14 protein-coding genes are annotated in these 15,893 nt (G+C 66.5%); 6 read left to right on the top strand and 8 right to left on the bottom strand.

The window, feature by feature from the left end:
- Nucleotides 1–21 precede the first annotated feature (21 nt).
- The 5 genes from ASF61_RS19695 to ASF61_RS19675 all read right to left on the bottom strand — a co-directional run bounded on the left by ASF61_RS19695 (nucleotide 22) and on the right by ASF61_RS19675 (nucleotide 6,594).
- The gene (locus ASF61_RS19695) at nucleotides 22–2,442 is read right to left on the bottom strand and encodes a bifunctional diguanylate cyclase/phosphodiesterase (protein WP_056159941.1); all 2,421 of its coding nucleotides are present in this window, start codon (nucleotides 2,440–2,442) and stop codon (nucleotides 22–24) included.
- Between the two features lie 10 nt (nucleotides 2,443–2,452).
- A complete protein-coding gene (locus tag ASF61_RS19690; protein ID WP_056159938.1) occupies nucleotides 2,453–3,091 on the bottom strand; it encodes a methylamine utilization protein in 639 nt (212 codons plus the stop codon).
- A gap of 88 nt (nucleotides 3,092–3,179) precedes the next feature.
- Complete coding sequence (locus ASF61_RS19685) at nucleotides 3,180–4,619, bottom strand: tetratricopeptide repeat protein (protein WP_056159935.1); 1,440 nt, start codon at nucleotides 4,617–4,619, stop codon at nucleotides 3,180–3,182.
- A gap of 102 nt (nucleotides 4,620–4,721) precedes the next feature.
- Entirely contained in the window at nucleotides 4,722–5,339 is a 618-nt protein-coding gene (locus ASF61_RS19680; protein ID WP_056159931.1) for a PolC-type DNA polymerase III, read from the bottom strand.
- Nucleotides 5,332–6,594 carry an Hsp70 family protein gene (locus tag ASF61_RS19675; RefSeq protein WP_056159928.1) on the bottom strand — a complete coding sequence of 421 codons (1,263 nt, stop codon included), beginning with the start codon at nucleotides 6,592–6,594 and terminating at the stop codon, nucleotides 5,332–5,334. The genes ASF61_RS19680 and ASF61_RS19675 overlap by 8 nt, the downstream gene beginning before the upstream one ends.
- A 193-nt stretch (nucleotides 6,595–6,787) precedes the next feature.
- Between ASF61_RS19675 and ASF61_RS19670 the strand changes: the two genes are divergently transcribed.
- The 3 genes from ASF61_RS19670 (at nucleotide 6,788) to pal (ending at nucleotide 10,828) form a co-directional block, all read left to right on the top strand.
- The gene (locus ASF61_RS19670) at nucleotides 6,788–7,942 is read left to right on the top strand and encodes a LacI family DNA-binding transcriptional regulator (protein WP_056159926.1); all 1,155 of its coding nucleotides are present in this window, start codon (nucleotides 6,788–6,790) and stop codon (nucleotides 7,940–7,942) included.
- A 3-nt stretch (nucleotides 7,943–7,945) separates the two neighbouring features.
- Nucleotides 7,946–10,183 (top strand): UvrD-helicase domain-containing protein, encoded by a 2,238-nt coding sequence (locus tag ASF61_RS19665; RefSeq protein WP_082491836.1) that lies wholly within the window; start codon nucleotides 7,946–7,948, stop codon nucleotides 10,181–10,183.
- Between the two features lie 114 nt (nucleotides 10,184–10,297).
- Nucleotides 10,298–10,828, top strand: a complete 531-nt coding sequence (gene pal / locus ASF61_RS19660) for a peptidoglycan-associated lipoprotein Pal (RefSeq protein ID WP_056159922.1) — start codon at nucleotides 10,298–10,300, stop codon at nucleotides 10,826–10,828.
- 64 nt (nucleotides 10,829–10,892) lie between these two features.
- On the opposite strand, the gene ASF61_RS19655 is transcribed toward pal, so the two are convergent.
- Both ASF61_RS19655 and ASF61_RS19650 read right to left on the bottom strand, forming a co-directional pair.
- Nucleotides 10,893–11,120 (bottom strand): hypothetical protein, encoded by a 228-nt coding sequence (locus ASF61_RS19655; RefSeq protein WP_056159920.1) that lies wholly within the window; start codon nucleotides 11,118–11,120, stop codon nucleotides 10,893–10,895.
- A 44-nt stretch (nucleotides 11,121–11,164) separates the two neighbouring features.
- Complete coding sequence (locus tag ASF61_RS19650; protein WP_056159917.1) at nucleotides 11,165–12,613, bottom strand: SulP family inorganic anion transporter; 1,449 nt, start codon at nucleotides 12,611–12,613, stop codon at nucleotides 11,165–11,167.
- Nucleotides 12,614–12,826: 213 nt separating this feature from the next.
- Here ASF61_RS19650 and ASF61_RS19645 point away from each other — a divergent pair, with 213 nt between their 5' ends.
- Nucleotides 12,827–13,051 carry a hypothetical protein gene (locus ASF61_RS19645; RefSeq protein ID WP_056159913.1) on the top strand — a complete coding sequence of 75 codons (225 nt, stop codon included), beginning with the start codon at nucleotides 12,827–12,829 and terminating at the stop codon, nucleotides 13,049–13,051.
- A 37-nt stretch (nucleotides 13,052–13,088) separates the two neighbouring features.
- On the opposite strand, the gene ASF61_RS19640 is transcribed toward ASF61_RS19645, so the two are convergent.
- Nucleotides 13,089–13,871, bottom strand: a complete 783-nt coding sequence (locus tag ASF61_RS19640) for a Crp/Fnr family transcriptional regulator (protein ID WP_056159910.1) — start codon at nucleotides 13,869–13,871, stop codon at nucleotides 13,089–13,091.
- 233 nt (nucleotides 13,872–14,104) lie between these two features.
- Between ASF61_RS19640 and ASF61_RS19635 the strand changes: the two genes are divergently transcribed.
- Nucleotides 14,105–14,533 carry a Fur family transcriptional regulator gene (locus tag ASF61_RS19635; RefSeq protein WP_056159907.1) on the top strand — a complete coding sequence of 143 codons (429 nt, stop codon included), beginning with the start codon at nucleotides 14,105–14,107 and terminating at the stop codon, nucleotides 14,531–14,533.
- Nucleotides 14,534–14,635: 102 nt separating this feature from the next.
- A complete protein-coding gene (locus ASF61_RS19630; RefSeq protein WP_056159904.1) occupies nucleotides 14,636–15,892 on the top strand; it encodes a GTP-binding protein in 1,257 nt (418 codons plus the stop codon).
- Nucleotide 15,893: the final 1 nt, after the last annotated feature.

Genomic DNA, 15,893 nt, shown 5'->3' with positions numbered 1-15,893 from the left:
GGCCAGCCCGCCAGGAAACTTTTATTCGGCCAGATAAGCGGCTGCAAACGGCGCTGCCACAGGCACCGCGATCGGCGCCTGCCAGGTCGCCAGCCAGGCGACCAGCTGGTCGCCCGGAATCGGCCGGCTCATGAAGTAGCCCTGGCCCTGGTCGCAGCCCAGTTCCGCCAGCAGGCGCCAGACGGCCTCGCTCTCGATGCCTTCGGCGACCACGCGCAGGCCCATGTTGTGCCCCAGGTCGATGGTCGAGCGCACGATCTTGGTGTCGCCCTCGTCGTTTTCCATGTTGAGCACGAAGGACTTGTCGATCTTGAGTTCGTTGACGGGCAGGCGCTTCAGGTAGGCGAGCGACGAATAGCCGGTGCCGAAATCGTCGATCGACAGATCCACGCCCATGTGCGACAGCCGCTCGAGGGTGGTCTGGGCGCGCACCGGGTCGTCCATGATGGCGCTTTCCGTGATCTCGAGGCAGAACGACGCGGGCGAGAGGCGGTGGCGCGCCAGCAGGTCGGCAAACTTGACCGGCAGGTCCTGGTCCAGCAAATCGCGGGTGGACAGGTTGACCGAGACCTTCAGGTGATGGCCCTGTGCGGCCAGTTGCTGGCACAGCTGCGCCGATTTTTCCATCACCCAGCGCGTGAGCAGGCGGATGAAGCCGGTCTGCTCGGCAAACGGAATGAACTCGTCCGGGAAGACGTTGCCGCGCTCCGGATGCACCCAGCGCACCAGCGCTTCCATGCCCACCACCTGCCCCGTGTCGAGCATGATCTTGGGCTGCACGAACAGCCGGAATTCGTTACGCTCGATGGCGTTGCGCAGTTCCGTCAGCAGCGACAGGCTCTTGGCGCTGGACTGGTCCATCGCCACGTCGTAGACCACGGCGCCATCGTTGCGCGTCTTGGCCGCATACATCGCCACCTCGGCCATGCTCAGCAGGGCCTCGCCGTCGTCGCCGTGCGCCGGATAGCCGGCGATGCCGAGCCCGGCGCCGATATCGACGGTCTGGTCGTCGAGCGACAGCGGCGCCTCCAGCGTCTGCAGGATCTCGCCGGCCATGCGCTGCGCCGCGTCGAGGTCGGACGCCGGCAGCAGCACGGCAAATTCGTCGCCGCCCAGGCGCGCCACCTGCGCCGACGACTGCAGACGGTTTACCAGCAGCAGCTGCAGGCGGGCAGCCACCTGGCGCAGCAGCGCATCGCCGAAACTGTGGCCCATCACGTCGTTGACATGCTTGAAGCGGTCGAGGTCCATCATCAGCACGAACACCGCCTCTTCGCGGCGGCGCGCGTCCTGCAAGGCGTCGTTGAGCAGCACCAGGAACTGGGCGCGGTTGGGCAGATTGGTCAGCGTGTCCCAGTACGCCAGGCGCCGCACTTCCTGCTCGCGCCTGGCGATGGCGTCGCGCATCGCGTCGAAGGCGCCGGCCAGGGCACCGATTTCGTCGCCGCGACGGGTGTCGATCTCGCCCTTGTAGTCGCCCTGCTCCAGCCGGCGCGCCGTCGCTGCCAGCTCGCTGATCGGCTGGGCGATGCGCTTGGCAGTGATCACGATGGCGATGGTGGAGATGACGATGCCGCCCAGCGTCAGCAAGATCAGCCAGCGCTCGAGGCGGCGGTATTCGGCGGTAGCCTCGTCGATCGAGCGGGCCAGGATCACGCCGGCAAACTGGCCGTCGTCCTCGCCGATGCGCAGCAGCCGGGCGCTGTAGCGGCTTTCTTCCACGTCGAGGTCGAACGCCGTCACATCCCTGGCCGGCATGGCCTGCAGCTGCTCGATCACTGCCTGCGCCGACGGCGCCAGGAAGGTGGAGCCGGCCGGCAGCCAGCGTCCGGCCTTGTCGCGGGTGGCGATGGTGGCGTGCAGCGACGTCACTTCGCGCATTTCCGTGGCCAGCTGGCGGTCGATCGGGAAGGTCATCACGATCCAGCCGATGGTGATCGGCGCTTTGACCGGCATGACCACCACCTGGTAGGGACGCCGCTCGACGATGGCGATGCCGTTGGCGCCGTCCGCCGCTTCGGCCGCGTCGAGCATGCCGTCGACGATTTTTTCCAGCGCGCCCGCCTGCGCCGCATTGGTCGACACGCTGATCTTGCGCTCGCTGTTGACCAGCATCGTCATCGACGCCTTGATGCGGCGACCGCTGTTGGCCAGCGCCGATTCGATGGTGGCGCGGTCGCCCTCGTCGTTGTTGCCGATGGCGGCCAGGAAGGCCGTGTCGCGCGCCAGCAGGCGGGCGCCGAAGCGCAGGCTCTGGGCATTCTGGTCGAGCAGGCGGCCGAATACCTTGGCGCCGTTGCTCAATTCGCCGGCAATGGCCTGGCGCGCATTATTGTCGATGCCGCGCTGGATCACCAGCAGGCCGATCACTTGCAGCACCACGATCAGCACCAGGAACAGGGTGACGATACGGCTCTCGAGGCTGCGGAATCCGACGCGCATGCCGTGCTCGCTACAGCGCCGCGCCGTCGCCGGACGCCGGCGGTTTCATCGGCAGCTTGAAGATGGCGGTGGCCAGCGTATCGCCCGCTTTGACCACCAGCGCCTGCTCGGGCGTGGCGCCGCCAACGGTGTTGTAGTGCCAGGCGTGGACGGTGAACTTGCCGCCGGCAGGCAGCTCGATGCGCACTGCGCCGGCGCCGTCGGTCTTGCCGAAATACGGCGTATCGACAATCTTCACGTACGCCAGCATCTTGTCATGGATGTTGCAACCAAGGACCACGGTGCCGGCCTTGTCGAACACCTGGGGCGTGGCGGACTGGCCCGAGTACAGCTTCTGGTCGAAGCGGTGCGCCGGCGAAAACGAGTAGATGTGGTGGCGCACCTTGTCGTTGTTCGGGAAATTGATCCTGGCGCCAGTCTGGATCACGGTCACCAGCGGCAGGAACTTCAGGCCCTTCTGCTCGATTTCGGCGCCGACAGGCGCTTTGCCGCCGGCGAAGCCGCCTTCGGGCTCCACGTACACCACGGTATCGGGCAGGGGCTTGCCGGTGGCGTCCTGCACCTGCACCGCCACGCCGGTGGCGCTGGCGGCGATGCAATAACCTGTCAGGACGCTGGCAAAGACAGCGCGGCTCGTGATACGTCGCATGGGCTTATCCGGGGTGGGAGCATAGATACCCCATTGTAGCGCCTGGGCGATGCATCATGGCAATAGTTACAGCGTTGCGCCCAAAATTTCATGAACGGACGGCCATTGTGTCGCAAAATCGCTCATGCGCGCCGCCGACGGCGCGAAGCCGGCGCCCCTGCCGGCGCCGCAGCAGCGCCTGTGCCTGCGCCATGGCCGGCGCGCTCATGGCCGCCGCCATCGTGGCGCAATTGGCAATCGCGGCCGCTTCGCCCTTTGCCGCGGCCAGGCACATCCAGACGAAGGCGCGCACCGGGTCGTGCCGCACCCCGCGCCCGCTGCCGTACATGGCGCCCAGGTTGAGCTGGCCCAGCGCGTGCCCCTGGCGGGCGGCACACGCATACCAGTGGGCGGCCTGGCGGTCGTCGGCCGGCACGCCCTGGCCGCTGGCGTACATCACGCCCAGGTTGTTGCGGGCGCCGGCGTCGCCGCCGACGGCCGCGCGCCGGTACCACTGCACCGCGCGCACCGGGTCGCGGCAGGTGCCCTGGCCGCTGGCGTACATCACGCCGAGATTGAACTGGGCGCTGACCATGCCCTGGTCGGCCGCACGCAGATACCAGGCCAGGGCGCGCGCGTCGTCGCGCGGCGTGCCGCGCCCGCGCGCATACATGCCGGCCAGGTTGTACTGGGCGAGCGCGTGCCCCGCCTGCGCGGCGCGGCAATACCAGGAAAACGCCATTCCGTCGTCGCGGGCGATCGCCGGGCCGGCGCCAGCCTCCCTGCCCCCGGCCAGCAGGATGCCGAGGTTGAACTGGGCGTCGGTGTCATCCTGTTCGGCCGCGCGCAGCAGCCAGGCGTAGGCACGCTGCGGATCGGCCGTCACACCGTGACCCTGAGCGTAGGCGACGCCGAGCAGGCGCTGCGCCACCGGGTGGTTGTGCGCGGCAGCCTGGCGCAGCCACGCCAGCGCCAGGTGCTGGCACGGCGCCACGCCCTGTCCGCGCTGGTACATCAGGCCGAGGCTGAGCTGCGCGCCCGCGTGGTTTTGCAAGGCGGCCTTGCGCAGCCACGCCAGCGCCAGTGCGTCGTTGTGGCGCACGCCGGCGCCATGGGCATACGCCAGGCCCAGCGTCGCCTGGGCGCTGGCCACGCCCTGCTCGGACGCCAGGTAGCACCACGACAGCGCGGTTTCATCGCTGCGCGCCACCCCGCGCCCTTTGCGGTACATCAGCGCCAGGTTTTGCTGGGCCGAGGCGTCGCCCTGGCGCGCCGCACGGCGGAACCAGCGCACGGCCGCGCGGTCGCTGGCCGGCACCCCGCGACCGAGGTAATACAGCACGCCCAGATGGTTCTGGGCGAAAGCCAGTCCTTGCAGCGCCGCCTTGAGCAGCCACTGCGCAGCCTGGCGGTCGTCGCGGGGCACGCCGCGCCCATGCTTGAAAAGCAGGCCGAGATTGAACTGCGCGTAGGGATCACCGCGCTCGGCCGCGCACAAGTACCACAGATAACTGTCGTCGCCATTGCTGGCCGCGCGTGGCTGGTTCATGGTGCACCCCTAGACAATTTGGCAACTTAGTTGACCAAAGTGTAAAACTCGCCCGAGCCCGGCGTTTGCGCGGAGTCAAACGTGTCCGGCCGGGCGATGGACTCAGGGTTGTTGTTTGAGCAGAAACTGGTGAACCTTGGCGGCGGCCAGCCGGTTCACCGACACCAGCAGCGCCGGATCGACGGCTGCGATGCCGTAGGTGCTGCCGATATGTTTGCCGATGTGAATCAGGACCTGGGCCGCCACTTCGGCGTCGGCTTCGGCCCGGTGGGCCGCGCTGCGGAAGCGGATGCCGAGCTGGCCGGAAAGCTGGCCCAGCTTGTAGCTGGGCAGCCGGGGAAACACGCGGCGCGCCAGCTTGAGCGAACACACCAGCGACTGGTGGCGCGCTGCCAGACCCAGGCGCGCAGTCTCTGCCAACAGGAACTTTTCGTCGAAGCTGGCGTTATGGGCCGACAGCGCATCGCTGCCGATGAAGTCGAGCAGTTCCGGCACCACGCGGTGGGCCGGCGGTGCGTTGTCGACCATGTCCTGGGTGATGCCGGTGAGGCCGGTGATGAAGGACGGGATGCGTGCGTTGCAGTTGACCAGCGACACGTACCGCTCGACCACTTCGCCGCCGACGATGCGCAGCGCCGCCACTTCGGTGATGCGGTCGCCCATCGCGGGCGACAGACCGGTGGTCTCGAAGTCGAGCATGACGATGGCCCGCTCAAGCATGGGCGCCGCCGAATTTGCGCACCGCGTCCAGTGCCAGCCCGGCGCCGATGCTGCCGAACAAGTCGCCCTCGACCTTGCGCGCGGCCGGCACCAGCGCGGCTATCCGCTCGCGCAACATGCGCACGCCGCTGGAGCCGCCCGTGAAAAACACGGTGTCGACCTGGCCCGGCGTCACGCCGGCGTCGCGCAGCAGGGCAAGCACCGTGGTTTCCACCGATCCGACCAGGTGGCCGATGGCGTCGTCGAAGCGCGCGCGGTCGAGCGAGAGCGTGACGGGCGGGCTCAATCGGTCCAGTTCCAGCAGATGCTGTTCGGCGCCGGACAGCGCGATCTTGCCTTCCTCCGATTTCATGGCCAGCCAGTGGCCGGCGCGGTCGTCGATCAGGCGCTGCAGGCGCCCCAGCTTTTCCTGTTCGGCCGAATCGCGCAGCAGGTCGGCCAGCTGGGTCCACATCTTCTTGGTGTACGCCTGGTTGATGGTGTGCCAGGTGGCCAGGTTGAAGAAATAGCTCGACGGTACTTCGCTGCCGTTGCGCAGCTTGCTGCCATAGCCGAGCAGCGGCATCACCGCAGCCAGGCTCAGGTACTTATCGAAATCGGTGCCGCCGATATGGACGCCGCCGTTGGCGAGGATGTCGTCGCGGCGCTCGGCCTTGCGGGCGCGGTCCGGCGACAGGCGCACCAGCGAAAAGTCGGACGTACCGCCGCCGATGTCGGCGATCAGCACCAGTTCCTCGCGGTCGATCTGGGACTCGTAGTCGAACGCGGCGGCGATCGGTTCGAACTGGAAGGCGATCTCGGTGAAGCCCACCGAGCGGGCGATCTCGGCCAGCGTGTCTTCGGCCAGCTGGTCGTTGGCCGCGCTGTCGTCGATGAAATGCACGGGGCGGCCGAACACGGCAGCACTGAACTGGCGGCCGGCAGCGCGCTCGGCCCGCTGCTTGACCTCGCCGATGAACTGCGCCAGCAGCATGCGGAACGGCAGCGCACGACCACCGACCTCGGTCTGCCCATCGATCAGGCTGGTGCCAAGCAGGCTTTTGAGAGAGCGCATCAGGCGCCCTTCGTAGCCGGCCAGGTAGTCGGCCAGTGCGGCGCGGCCGAACTTGACCTCTTCCTCGTCGGCATTAAAGAACACGACCGATGGCAGCGTAGTCTTGCCGTCTTCCAGGCCGAGCATCACCGGGTGGCCGGGACGGATCAAGCCCACCGTGGAATTGGATGTTCCGAAATCGACGCCGCATGCGTTGGCCATGTCGCCCCTTCAACTGATAAAGGGGCAACATGTTAGCAGAAAACGGCGGCCGGCAGGAGATTTGCAGCGTGGTCACAACAGCCAGCCGCCCATCTACGTAGTTTCCACATAGAAATGCGCAAGGTGCCCGGTTGATATTGCCACATGGAAAGTTTTTGATTATGCTCAAGCCACGACAACTGCCGCCGACATAATGAACAGAACCAAGCCGTGCGTGGAGACCGCCGCCATCGCCCACAAAGCCCTGATCGCCCGCGAGGCCCGCCGCGTGACGTCGTACGACGTGGCACTGGTGGCCGGCGTGTCGCAATCGGCCGTGTCGCGCTGCTTCCAGCAAGGCGCCAGCGTCTCGGACGCCACGCTGGCCCGGGTCATGAAGGCCGCCGCCCTGCTCGACTACATCCCCAACGCCGCAGCGCGCAGCCTGATCACGCGCCGCTCCAACATCGTGGCCGTGCTGATCGCGAGCCAGGCCAACCTGCAATACCCGGAGCTGCTGGGCGAATTGAGCCAGCACATCGGTGCGCGCGGCCGCCGCGTGCTGCTGTTTACACTGGCCAGGGAAACCGACGTCGATCGCGTGCTGGCCGACGTCTGGCAGTACCAGGTCGATGGCGTGATCGCCGCCGCGCGCCTGAGCTCCGAGCATATCGCCGAATTCGACCGCCGCCGGATGCCGCTGGTGCTGTTCAACCGCTCGCTGCGCGAGCGCGCCGTCAACACCGTCACCTGCGACCACCACGAGGCGGGCCGCATGCTGGTCTCGCGCCTGGCCGCGGCCGGGCATCGACGCTTCGGCATCATCGCCGGTCTCGAGGACTCGAGCGTGGCCCAGGAGCGCCGCCGCGGCGCCAGCGAACGCCTGGCCGAGCTGGGGCTGCCGGCGCCGGTGGTGGTGCCGGGCCAGGCCGATTACGCCAGCGGCGCCGCCGGCCTGCGCGCCATTATCAGCGCCATGGGCGCGGTGCCGGACGCGATTATCTGCGGCAGCGACGTGACGGCGATCGGCTGCCTCGATTGCGCGCGCCACGAACTGGGCATCGAGGTGCCGCGCCAGCTGTCGGTGGCCGGTTTCGACGCGGTCGAATCGTCGAACTGGCTCAGCTACAACCTGACCACCCTGCGCCAGCCGATGCCCAGGATGGCGATGGCGGCTGCCGAGCTGCTGTGCACAGTGATCGATCGCAGCGGCGGCGTGGCCGCACCGGAACGCCGCGTGTTCAGCGCCCAGTTCATCAACGGCGCCACCGCCCGCCTCGAACCCGTGTTCAGCTCGGTGCTCGGCCCGGCGCTCGGTGCAGCCCAGGTCCACGGCACCGGCCTGCCCGCGCCGGTGGCTATAATGTAGGGGATGAACCCCGCCCAGACCCAACCCCAACCCCAGCCCCAGACCCAGCACCAGCCCCAGACACCGGCGCCAGCGCCCGCCAACCTGCCCCGCTTCATTGCGCGCGGCCTGGTGCCGACCGCTGAGCAGCGCGCCGTCCAGCTGTCGCAGAACAAGGTGACGCTGGTCGACGCCAACGCCGGCGCCGCCAAGACCACCACGCTGGCCCTGCGCGCCGGCGAAGCACTGGCGCGCAAGCTGGCGCCCGAACAGATCCTGGTGCTGACCTTTACGCCCGAGGCGCGCGATGTCATGCGCCAGCGCCTGCTGGAAGTGGGCATACCGTCCGGCCAGGCCGAGCGCATCGCGGTGGCGACGTTCGAGCAGTTCAGCGCGCGCCAGCTCGACGCCATCGACATCGACGGCGTGCGCACCTGTAGCGAGCCGCGCCAGCTCAAGCAGATGGCGCTGGCCGCCATGGACCGCGTGGGCGAACGCTACGCGGGCCGGCTCGACAGCCTGGAGCTGCACACCCACAGCATCGCGGTCAGCCAGTTCATCGAGACCCAGCTGACGCTCAAGGCCACCATGGCGCTCGAGGCCGATGTCGAATTCATCGGTCCCGAGGAAGCGGCCGAGCAGCTCGGTGTGCCGGTGGCCGACTATCTGACCACGCTCGAGTACGAGACCCTGCGTCTGGACGGCGGCGCCGGGGCCCGCTGGCGCGGCCCGTTCGACGCCACCTACGACCTGGCCTGCAACCTGACCGGCGGCGCGCGGCTGGCCGAGCGGTTTCCCGATTACCGGCTGGTGCTGTGCGACGAGCTGCACGACCTGAACGAGGCGGCGTTCCGCATCCTGGCCGCGCTGATCGACCGCTCGCAATGCTTTTTCGTCGGCGCCGGCGACCGCGACCAGGTGATCTACGCCAGGCTCGGCGCCAGCGATACGTACCTGAACCAGCGCTTCGCGGCCCGCTTTCCCAGGCTGGTGCGCCATCGGCTGACCTATAGCTACCGCCACGGACCGCACCTGGCCTACGCCATGGCCGCCTTCAAGGACAAGCCGGTCGATTCGCACCTGGCGCTGCACACCGAGATCAGCCAGCCGCATTACGATGACGCCGACCATTGTGCGCGCCAGGTGGTGGCGGCGGTGCGGCGCTGGCAGGCGGACGGCCATCCGCTCGACGGCTGCGCCATCCTGCTGCGCGACCGCCACCAGTCGGTGGCCATCGAAAACGCGCTGATCGAGGCCGCAATCGATTACCGCACCCCGGCCATGGCCGGCTATCTGCAGCGCGACGAGATCCTGTTTTTGCGCGGCATGCTGGCCATCGCGCTGCGCGACTTCGGCGCCATCAAGGCCGCAGAGGTGCGCAGCGCGGTGGTCGACGCGCTGGTGGCGTTTTCCGAGATGGCCTTTACGGCACGCCGCATCGACCACTTCAAGTCGCAGATCGCCAAGGCGCCGGACCTGCTCGGCGAACTGTTCCTGATCGAGGAAGAACACCGCGACGGCGTCGAACCCGGCTGGCGCGACGCCGCCAGCGCCAGCACCAAGCGAGCCGTGATCGATGCCATCGCCTGGCTGTCCACGCTCGACCGGGCCACGCCGGCAGCTGCGGTGCTGACCGGGCTGTGCGAACGGGTGCAGCTGGTGGCGGCGGCGCGGCGCATCTTCGTGCGCCCCTACGACGCGGACGTGGTCAACAAATCGGTTGCCGGCCTGCTGGCGTGGGCGGCGGGTTCCGGGCTCGGGTTGGCCGATTTCTGGGCGGCGATGAACGCCAGGGAGGCGTTTATCCGCCGCAAGCGCGCACCGAAGGCGGTGCTGATCGAGTGCGTCGCCAATGCCAAGGGCAAGGAATACGACCACGTGATCCTGCCGTACCTGCAAGCGGACGAATTTCCCCATCCGCAGCAGCCGCGGCGCGACGAGGACAACCTGTTCTACGTGGCGGCCACCCGCGCACGATTGAAACTGACCTTGCTGTCGCCCGCCGACAACGGCCAGCGCAGCGCCTTTCTCGCCCGCCTGCGCCTGGCGCAGGGCAGCGCGGCGGCCGATGCGGCCATCGCCCGCAACCAGGCGCAGCTGGCGGCCGCGGCGGCGGCCCCGGGGCGTCACTACCTGACGGCCACGTACCAGGAAAGGGATGCGGTCAAGGCGCTCGGCGCACAGTTCGACATGGCGCGCCGCGCCTGGTATGTCGAGCGCGGCGCCGATCTGGCGCCGTTCGCCCGCTGGCTCAAAAAATAATGCAGCGCGCCAATTATATCCAGAGAAACCTTATATAATATCGCTCGCGGCTGGCTTGACAGCCTCACACCTTTTAGTGTGCCCCACAACATAATTCGAATCGGGAGTATATCGATGAAAGCAAACACCAACATCCTGCTGGCAGCCTGCACCGTAGCCCTGCTGAGCGCCTGCTCGACCCCGGCACCGGCACCAGCACCGGCACCTGAGCCAGTCAAGGCTGCGCCAGCACCTGCACCAGCACCTGCGCCGGTCGCCGCACCAGTCCAGGCGCCACTGGCCGCCTACCTGGATCCAAACAGCTCGATCTACAAAAACCGCAGCGTCTACTTCGACTTCGACAAGTACACGGTCAAGCCTGAATTCGATGCACTGGTGGCCGACCACGGTAAATTCCTGGCCGCCAACCCTAACGTGTCGATCAAAGTCGAAGGCAACACCGATGATCGCGGCAGCGCCGAGTACAACCTGGCCCTGGGCCAGAAACGCGCGCAGGCGCTGATCACCGCCCTGAAAGTACAAGGCGTGAAAGACAGCCAGATGGAAGCCGTCAGCTACGGCAAGGAAAAGCCGAAAGCAACCGGCTCCGATGAAGAATCGCGCGCCCAGAACCGCCGCGACGACATCGTCTACCCAAGCAAGTAATACCGGCGCGTCAGCGCAGTTTCCTGGAATGCCCGGCCTGCGCGCCGGGCGTTTTTGCATCCGCCTACTTAAGGATGACCTTGCGAATGAACTCGATCGCCGCAAGGGCGAAGAAGGTGTAGGCGCACCAGGGGATCAGGTAGCCGGGCACGAACGACGGGCGCAAGGCGCCCAGCGCGGTGAAGGCGGCGCCGAAGGCAAACGCGGTGGCCAGGACCCATTCCTTCTGTTTGGCGAACAGGCCGACGCAGGTGACGGTGCCGGCCAGGCTGATGATGGTTGCTATCTGCATTGGAACGCTCTTCTGTCGGGGATGCGCAGAATACCACGAACGCTTCAGGCGGTCACCGGCACGCCGGCGCGCTGCAGCAGCTGTTCGCAGCGCGGCGACAGGTGCTGCACCTGGAGGCACTTACCGGCGCGCACGTAGCGCTCGCTCAGCGCGGCCACCGCCACCACCGCCGAATGATCGACCAGGCGCAGGTGGCGGCAATCGAGCACCACCGTCTGCGGGTCATCGTGCGGCGAGAACAGATCGTTGAAGTGGGCAATCGAGGCGAAAAACAGCGTGCCGTGCGGCGTGTAGTGCTTGACCCCGGCCGCATCGAGCACGGCATCCGTGCGCACCTCGCGCGCGTGGCGCCAGGCAAAGCTGAGCGCCGCGATCACGATCCCGCACAGCACCGCCACGGCAAGATCGGTCGCCACGGTGATGCAGGTGACCACCACGATCAGCAGCGCATCATGGCGCGGCACCTTGCCCAGCACTTGCAGCGAACTCCAGGCAAAGGTCTGCTGCGCCACCACGAACATCACGCCCACCAGCGCCGCCAGCGGTATGCGCTCGATCAGCGGCGACAGGAACAGGATGAACAACAGGATCATGACGCCGGCCACCGTACCGGACACCCGCGTGCGGCCGCCCGAACTCAAGTTGATCATGGTCTGGCCGATCATGGCGCAACCGCCCATGCCGCCGAACAGGCCCGAGGCGACATTGGCTGCCCCCAGCGCCACGCATTCGCGGTTCGGCAAGCCGCGGGTTTCGGTGATTTCGTCGGTCAGGTTAAAGGTGAGCAGCGTCTCGAGCAGGCCGACCACCGCCATCAGCAGCGCGTACGGCAGCACGATGCGCAGCGTTTCCATGGTCAGCGGCAGTTGCGGCACGTTGAAAGTCGGCAGGCCGCCGGCTATCGTGGCCATGTCGCCGAGCGTGCGCACCGGCAGGTGCAGCAGTTCGGCCAGCAGGCCGACGCCCACGATCGCCACCAGGGCCGGCGGCACGGCGCGCGTGACGCGCGGCAGCAGGTAGACGATGGCCATGGTCAGCGCCACCAGAGCGCACATCCACCCCATGGCAGCGCCGCTGAGCCAGCCGCCGTCGACGCGGAAATGCTGCAGCTGCGACCAGGCAATGACGATCGCCAGCCCATTGACAAAGCCCAGCATGACCGGGTGCGGCACCATGCTGACCAGCTTACCCAGGCGCAGCACCCCGAACAGCAGCATGATGATGCCGCTCAGCACCACTGTCGCCAGGAAATACTGCAGACCATGCTGGGCCACCAGCGCCACGATCACCACCGCCATTGAACCGGCAGCGCCGGAGATCATGCCGGGGCGACCGCCGAAGATGGCAGTGATCGTGCAGATGAAAAAGGCGCCATACAGTCCAACCAGCGGGTTGAGATGGGCGACCAGCGCAAAAGCGATGCATTCGGGGACTAGTGCAAACGACGTGGTGAGACCAGCCAGGGCGTTTTTTGTCAAATCTTTGGACGACATAGAAGCGGACAGGAAAGGGATCCAGGGCGACACACGCGAACGGCGTGCAAAAAAAATAGCTGCGAAGCATCATTGATGCAACGCAGCAGACCTATTTTACACTGAAGAGTTGGTGTACAGCAGTGCTTGGGTGAAATGGCGCACATTCAAAACCGTTCAGGGCGGGCAAAATGGACTTGCTTTCCACTCAACAACTGTCAAGCCGAGCCCGATATGACCACCATGATGAACGCTACCCGCGCCCTGTACCGTCAAAAGATCGCCGTCGAACGAACGCTGTGCGCACAGTCGGCCGAAGAATCGGAACTGGCCGCACGGTGGGCTGCTGCCTGGCACAAGCTGGTTCAGCGCAAGCTCGACAACATGGCAAGCCGCCCTGCCCACCACGTGCAGTTCAGCGGATTCCTGGTCAATCCGCCGTCCCGCGTCCTGCATTGATCGTTCAGTCGCTCAAAACTCCGCAGGCATTTCCGTCTTACGCAGCGCGCTGCTCCACGCCGGCGGTCTTGTTGCGGCCGACCTGGTAGCAGCTGCCTGCGCGCGCTTCCATGCCTGCACGGTCCAGCACGGTCACGCAGCCCCGGCGGTAGGAGATCAGTCCTTCCTCGGCCAGCTTGCCGGCGGCGCCGGTGACGCTTTCGCGGCGCACACCCAGCATGTTGGCGATCATTTCCTGGGTCACTTTCAATTCGTTGCTCATCGAGCGGTCCAGACGCTCGAGCAGCCAGCGGCACAGCTTTTGCTCGATGCTGGTATGACGGCTGCCAGCCACGCTTTGCGCCAGCTGGGCGAACATGACGCTGGTGTAGCGCATCAGTTGCTGAGCCAGCGGACCGCCGGCGTAGAACACGTCGCGCAGCACGTCGGTACGCAGGCGGTAGCCGTAACCGGCTGCTTCCACCACGGCCGAGTAGGCCGCACGCTCGGTCGGGTACAGCGCCACGCCGACCACGCCCTCGCGGCCAACCACGGCGATCTCCGTGGTGGCGCCGTCTTCCATCACGTATTGCAGCGAGACGATCGCATTGGTCGGGAAGTAGGTGTATTCGACCTTGTCGCCGAAGTCGAACAGATGTTTACCGGCAGGCAACGCCACCAACTCCAGCTCGCTGCACAGGGCCAGCAGGTCCTCGCGCGACAGCGCGCGCAGCAGGTCGTTCTGTTGCGCGCCAATCAGACTGATCTGCGAACCGGCACCGCCGTTGCCTGCGATGGCCTTGGCGGAAGTCGTTGCGGAGGTGGTGTGGTATGCGTTCATGGTGTCTGCCTTCTGATAATGGTGTGGGTGACTTTGTTTCTTGCTCACCGTTGATGACACTATATCTAGCAGGCCGATCCGCCGGTATAGGAGCGGCATGTAGGCAAATGTAGGCTCCAAGCAAGAGGAAATGTCGTCCTTGTCCTACGTTGACATCAAGACATCTTCTGCGCTGCCGCAGGCACGATGCGATGTCCAGACCCCTACTGGTACCACGTGGTAACATAAGCGTCATGCAAACTTCGATCTCAGACCAGGCAGAAACACTGATCCGCGCTACCGGGGCACGCGTGACGCGCCAGCGGGTGACCGTGCTCGACTGCCTGATGCGGCAGGAAAAGTCGCTGACCCATCACGATATCCAGGCCCTGCTGTCAGACGATGCGCTCGACTCGGTCACGCTGTACCGGGTGCTCGAGTGGCTGACCGATAATGAGCTGGTACACCGCATCGCCGGAGCCGACCAGGTCTGGCGCTTCCGCGCCGGTGCCGGCCATCACTCGCACGAGCACGCGCATTTCCAGTGCACCCGCTGCGAGGAAGTCACCTGCTTCACCGACGTGCCCCTGCCACGCACGATCAAGCTGCCGAGCGGCTTCCAGAGCCAGGAAATGGATTTTCTGATCAAGGGCACCTGCCCGCACTGCGCCGCCAAAAAATAAGGCGTCACCGCATTCCCCCTCCACTGAAGATGCAATAGGCTTGCATTAGCGGCGAGGACGGCTTATGATGCAACTCGATTGCATTTACTTTCCAGGCCTTCCATGACCACCCTGCACCCACTGGCCGACACGCGGCTTCCCGTGACCGTTCTCTCCGGCTTTCTCGGCGCCGGCAAGACCACCCTGCTCAACCATGTGCTGGCCAACCGCGAAGGTTTGCGGGTGGCCGTGATCGTCAACGACATGAGCGAGGTCAATATCGACGCATCGCTGCTGCGTCACGGCACCGCCAATGCCGGCGCCGCGCTGTCGCGCACCGAGGAAAAAATGGTCGAAATGAGCAACGGCTGCATCTGCTGCACGCTGCGCGAAGACCTGCTGCTCGAAGTGCGCAAGCTGGCCGCCGAGAACCGCTTCGACTACCTGCTGATCGAATCGACCGGCGTGGGCGAACCGATGCCGGTGGCCGCTACCTTCGACTTCGCCGACGAGCACGGCGAGTCGCTCAACGACGTCGCCCGCATCGACACCATGGTCACCGTGGTCGATGCGCTCAACCTGCTCAACGATTACAATGGCGCCGACTTCCTGGCCCAGCGCGGACAAAGTGCCGGCGAAGGCGACGACCGCACGCTGGCGGCGCTGCTGTCGGAGCAGATCGAGTTCGCCGACGTCATCGTGGTCAGCAAGACCGACCTGGTGACGATCGAACAGATGGGCGCCGTGCGCGCCGTGATCAAGGCGCTCAATCCCACCGCCACCATGGTGCTGGCCGAGCGGGGCCGGGTACCGCTGCACCAGCTGCTCGGCACCGGCAAGTTCGATCTCGACAAGGCCAGCCAGATGGCCGGCTGGGCGCGCGAACTGGCCGGCCTCCACGCGCCGGAGACCGAAGAATATGGCATCAACAGTTTTGTCGTGCGCGAACGCCGGCCGCTGCACCCGCTGCGCTTCAACGACTTCCTCGACCTGGCCTTGCCAGGGCTGATACGCGCCAAGGGTTATGTCTGGTTTGCCAGCCGGCCCGATTGGGCGGTCGCCTATTCACGGGCAGGACGCATCGCCTCGGTCGAACCGGTGGGACAATGGTGGGCTGCCAGCGACCGCGCCGACTGGCCGCCGGTGGGCGACGCCGACCGCGCCGGCATCGAAGCAGCCTGGGTGGAACCGTTCGGCGACCGCCAGAACGAACTGGTCTTCATCGGCGCCGACCTGGACCGCGCGGCGCTCGAAGCAGCCTTCCGCCGCTGCGTGCTCACCGACCGCGAGCTGGCCGCCGGCGCTGCCGCGTGGCGCAGCTTTGCCGACCCATTCCCGGCCTGGACCCGGGAAGACGACTTCGAAGAATATCTGGCCTGAA

Origin of the sequence: Duganella sp. Leaf126 (assembly GCF_001423125.1) — a bacterium.
GTDB lineage: Bacteria > Pseudomonadota > Gammaproteobacteria > Burkholderiales > Burkholderiaceae_D > Rugamonas.
The sequence above is the reverse complement of the archived record's forward strand: the minus strand, read 5'-3'. Positions and strand labels throughout refer to the sequence as shown.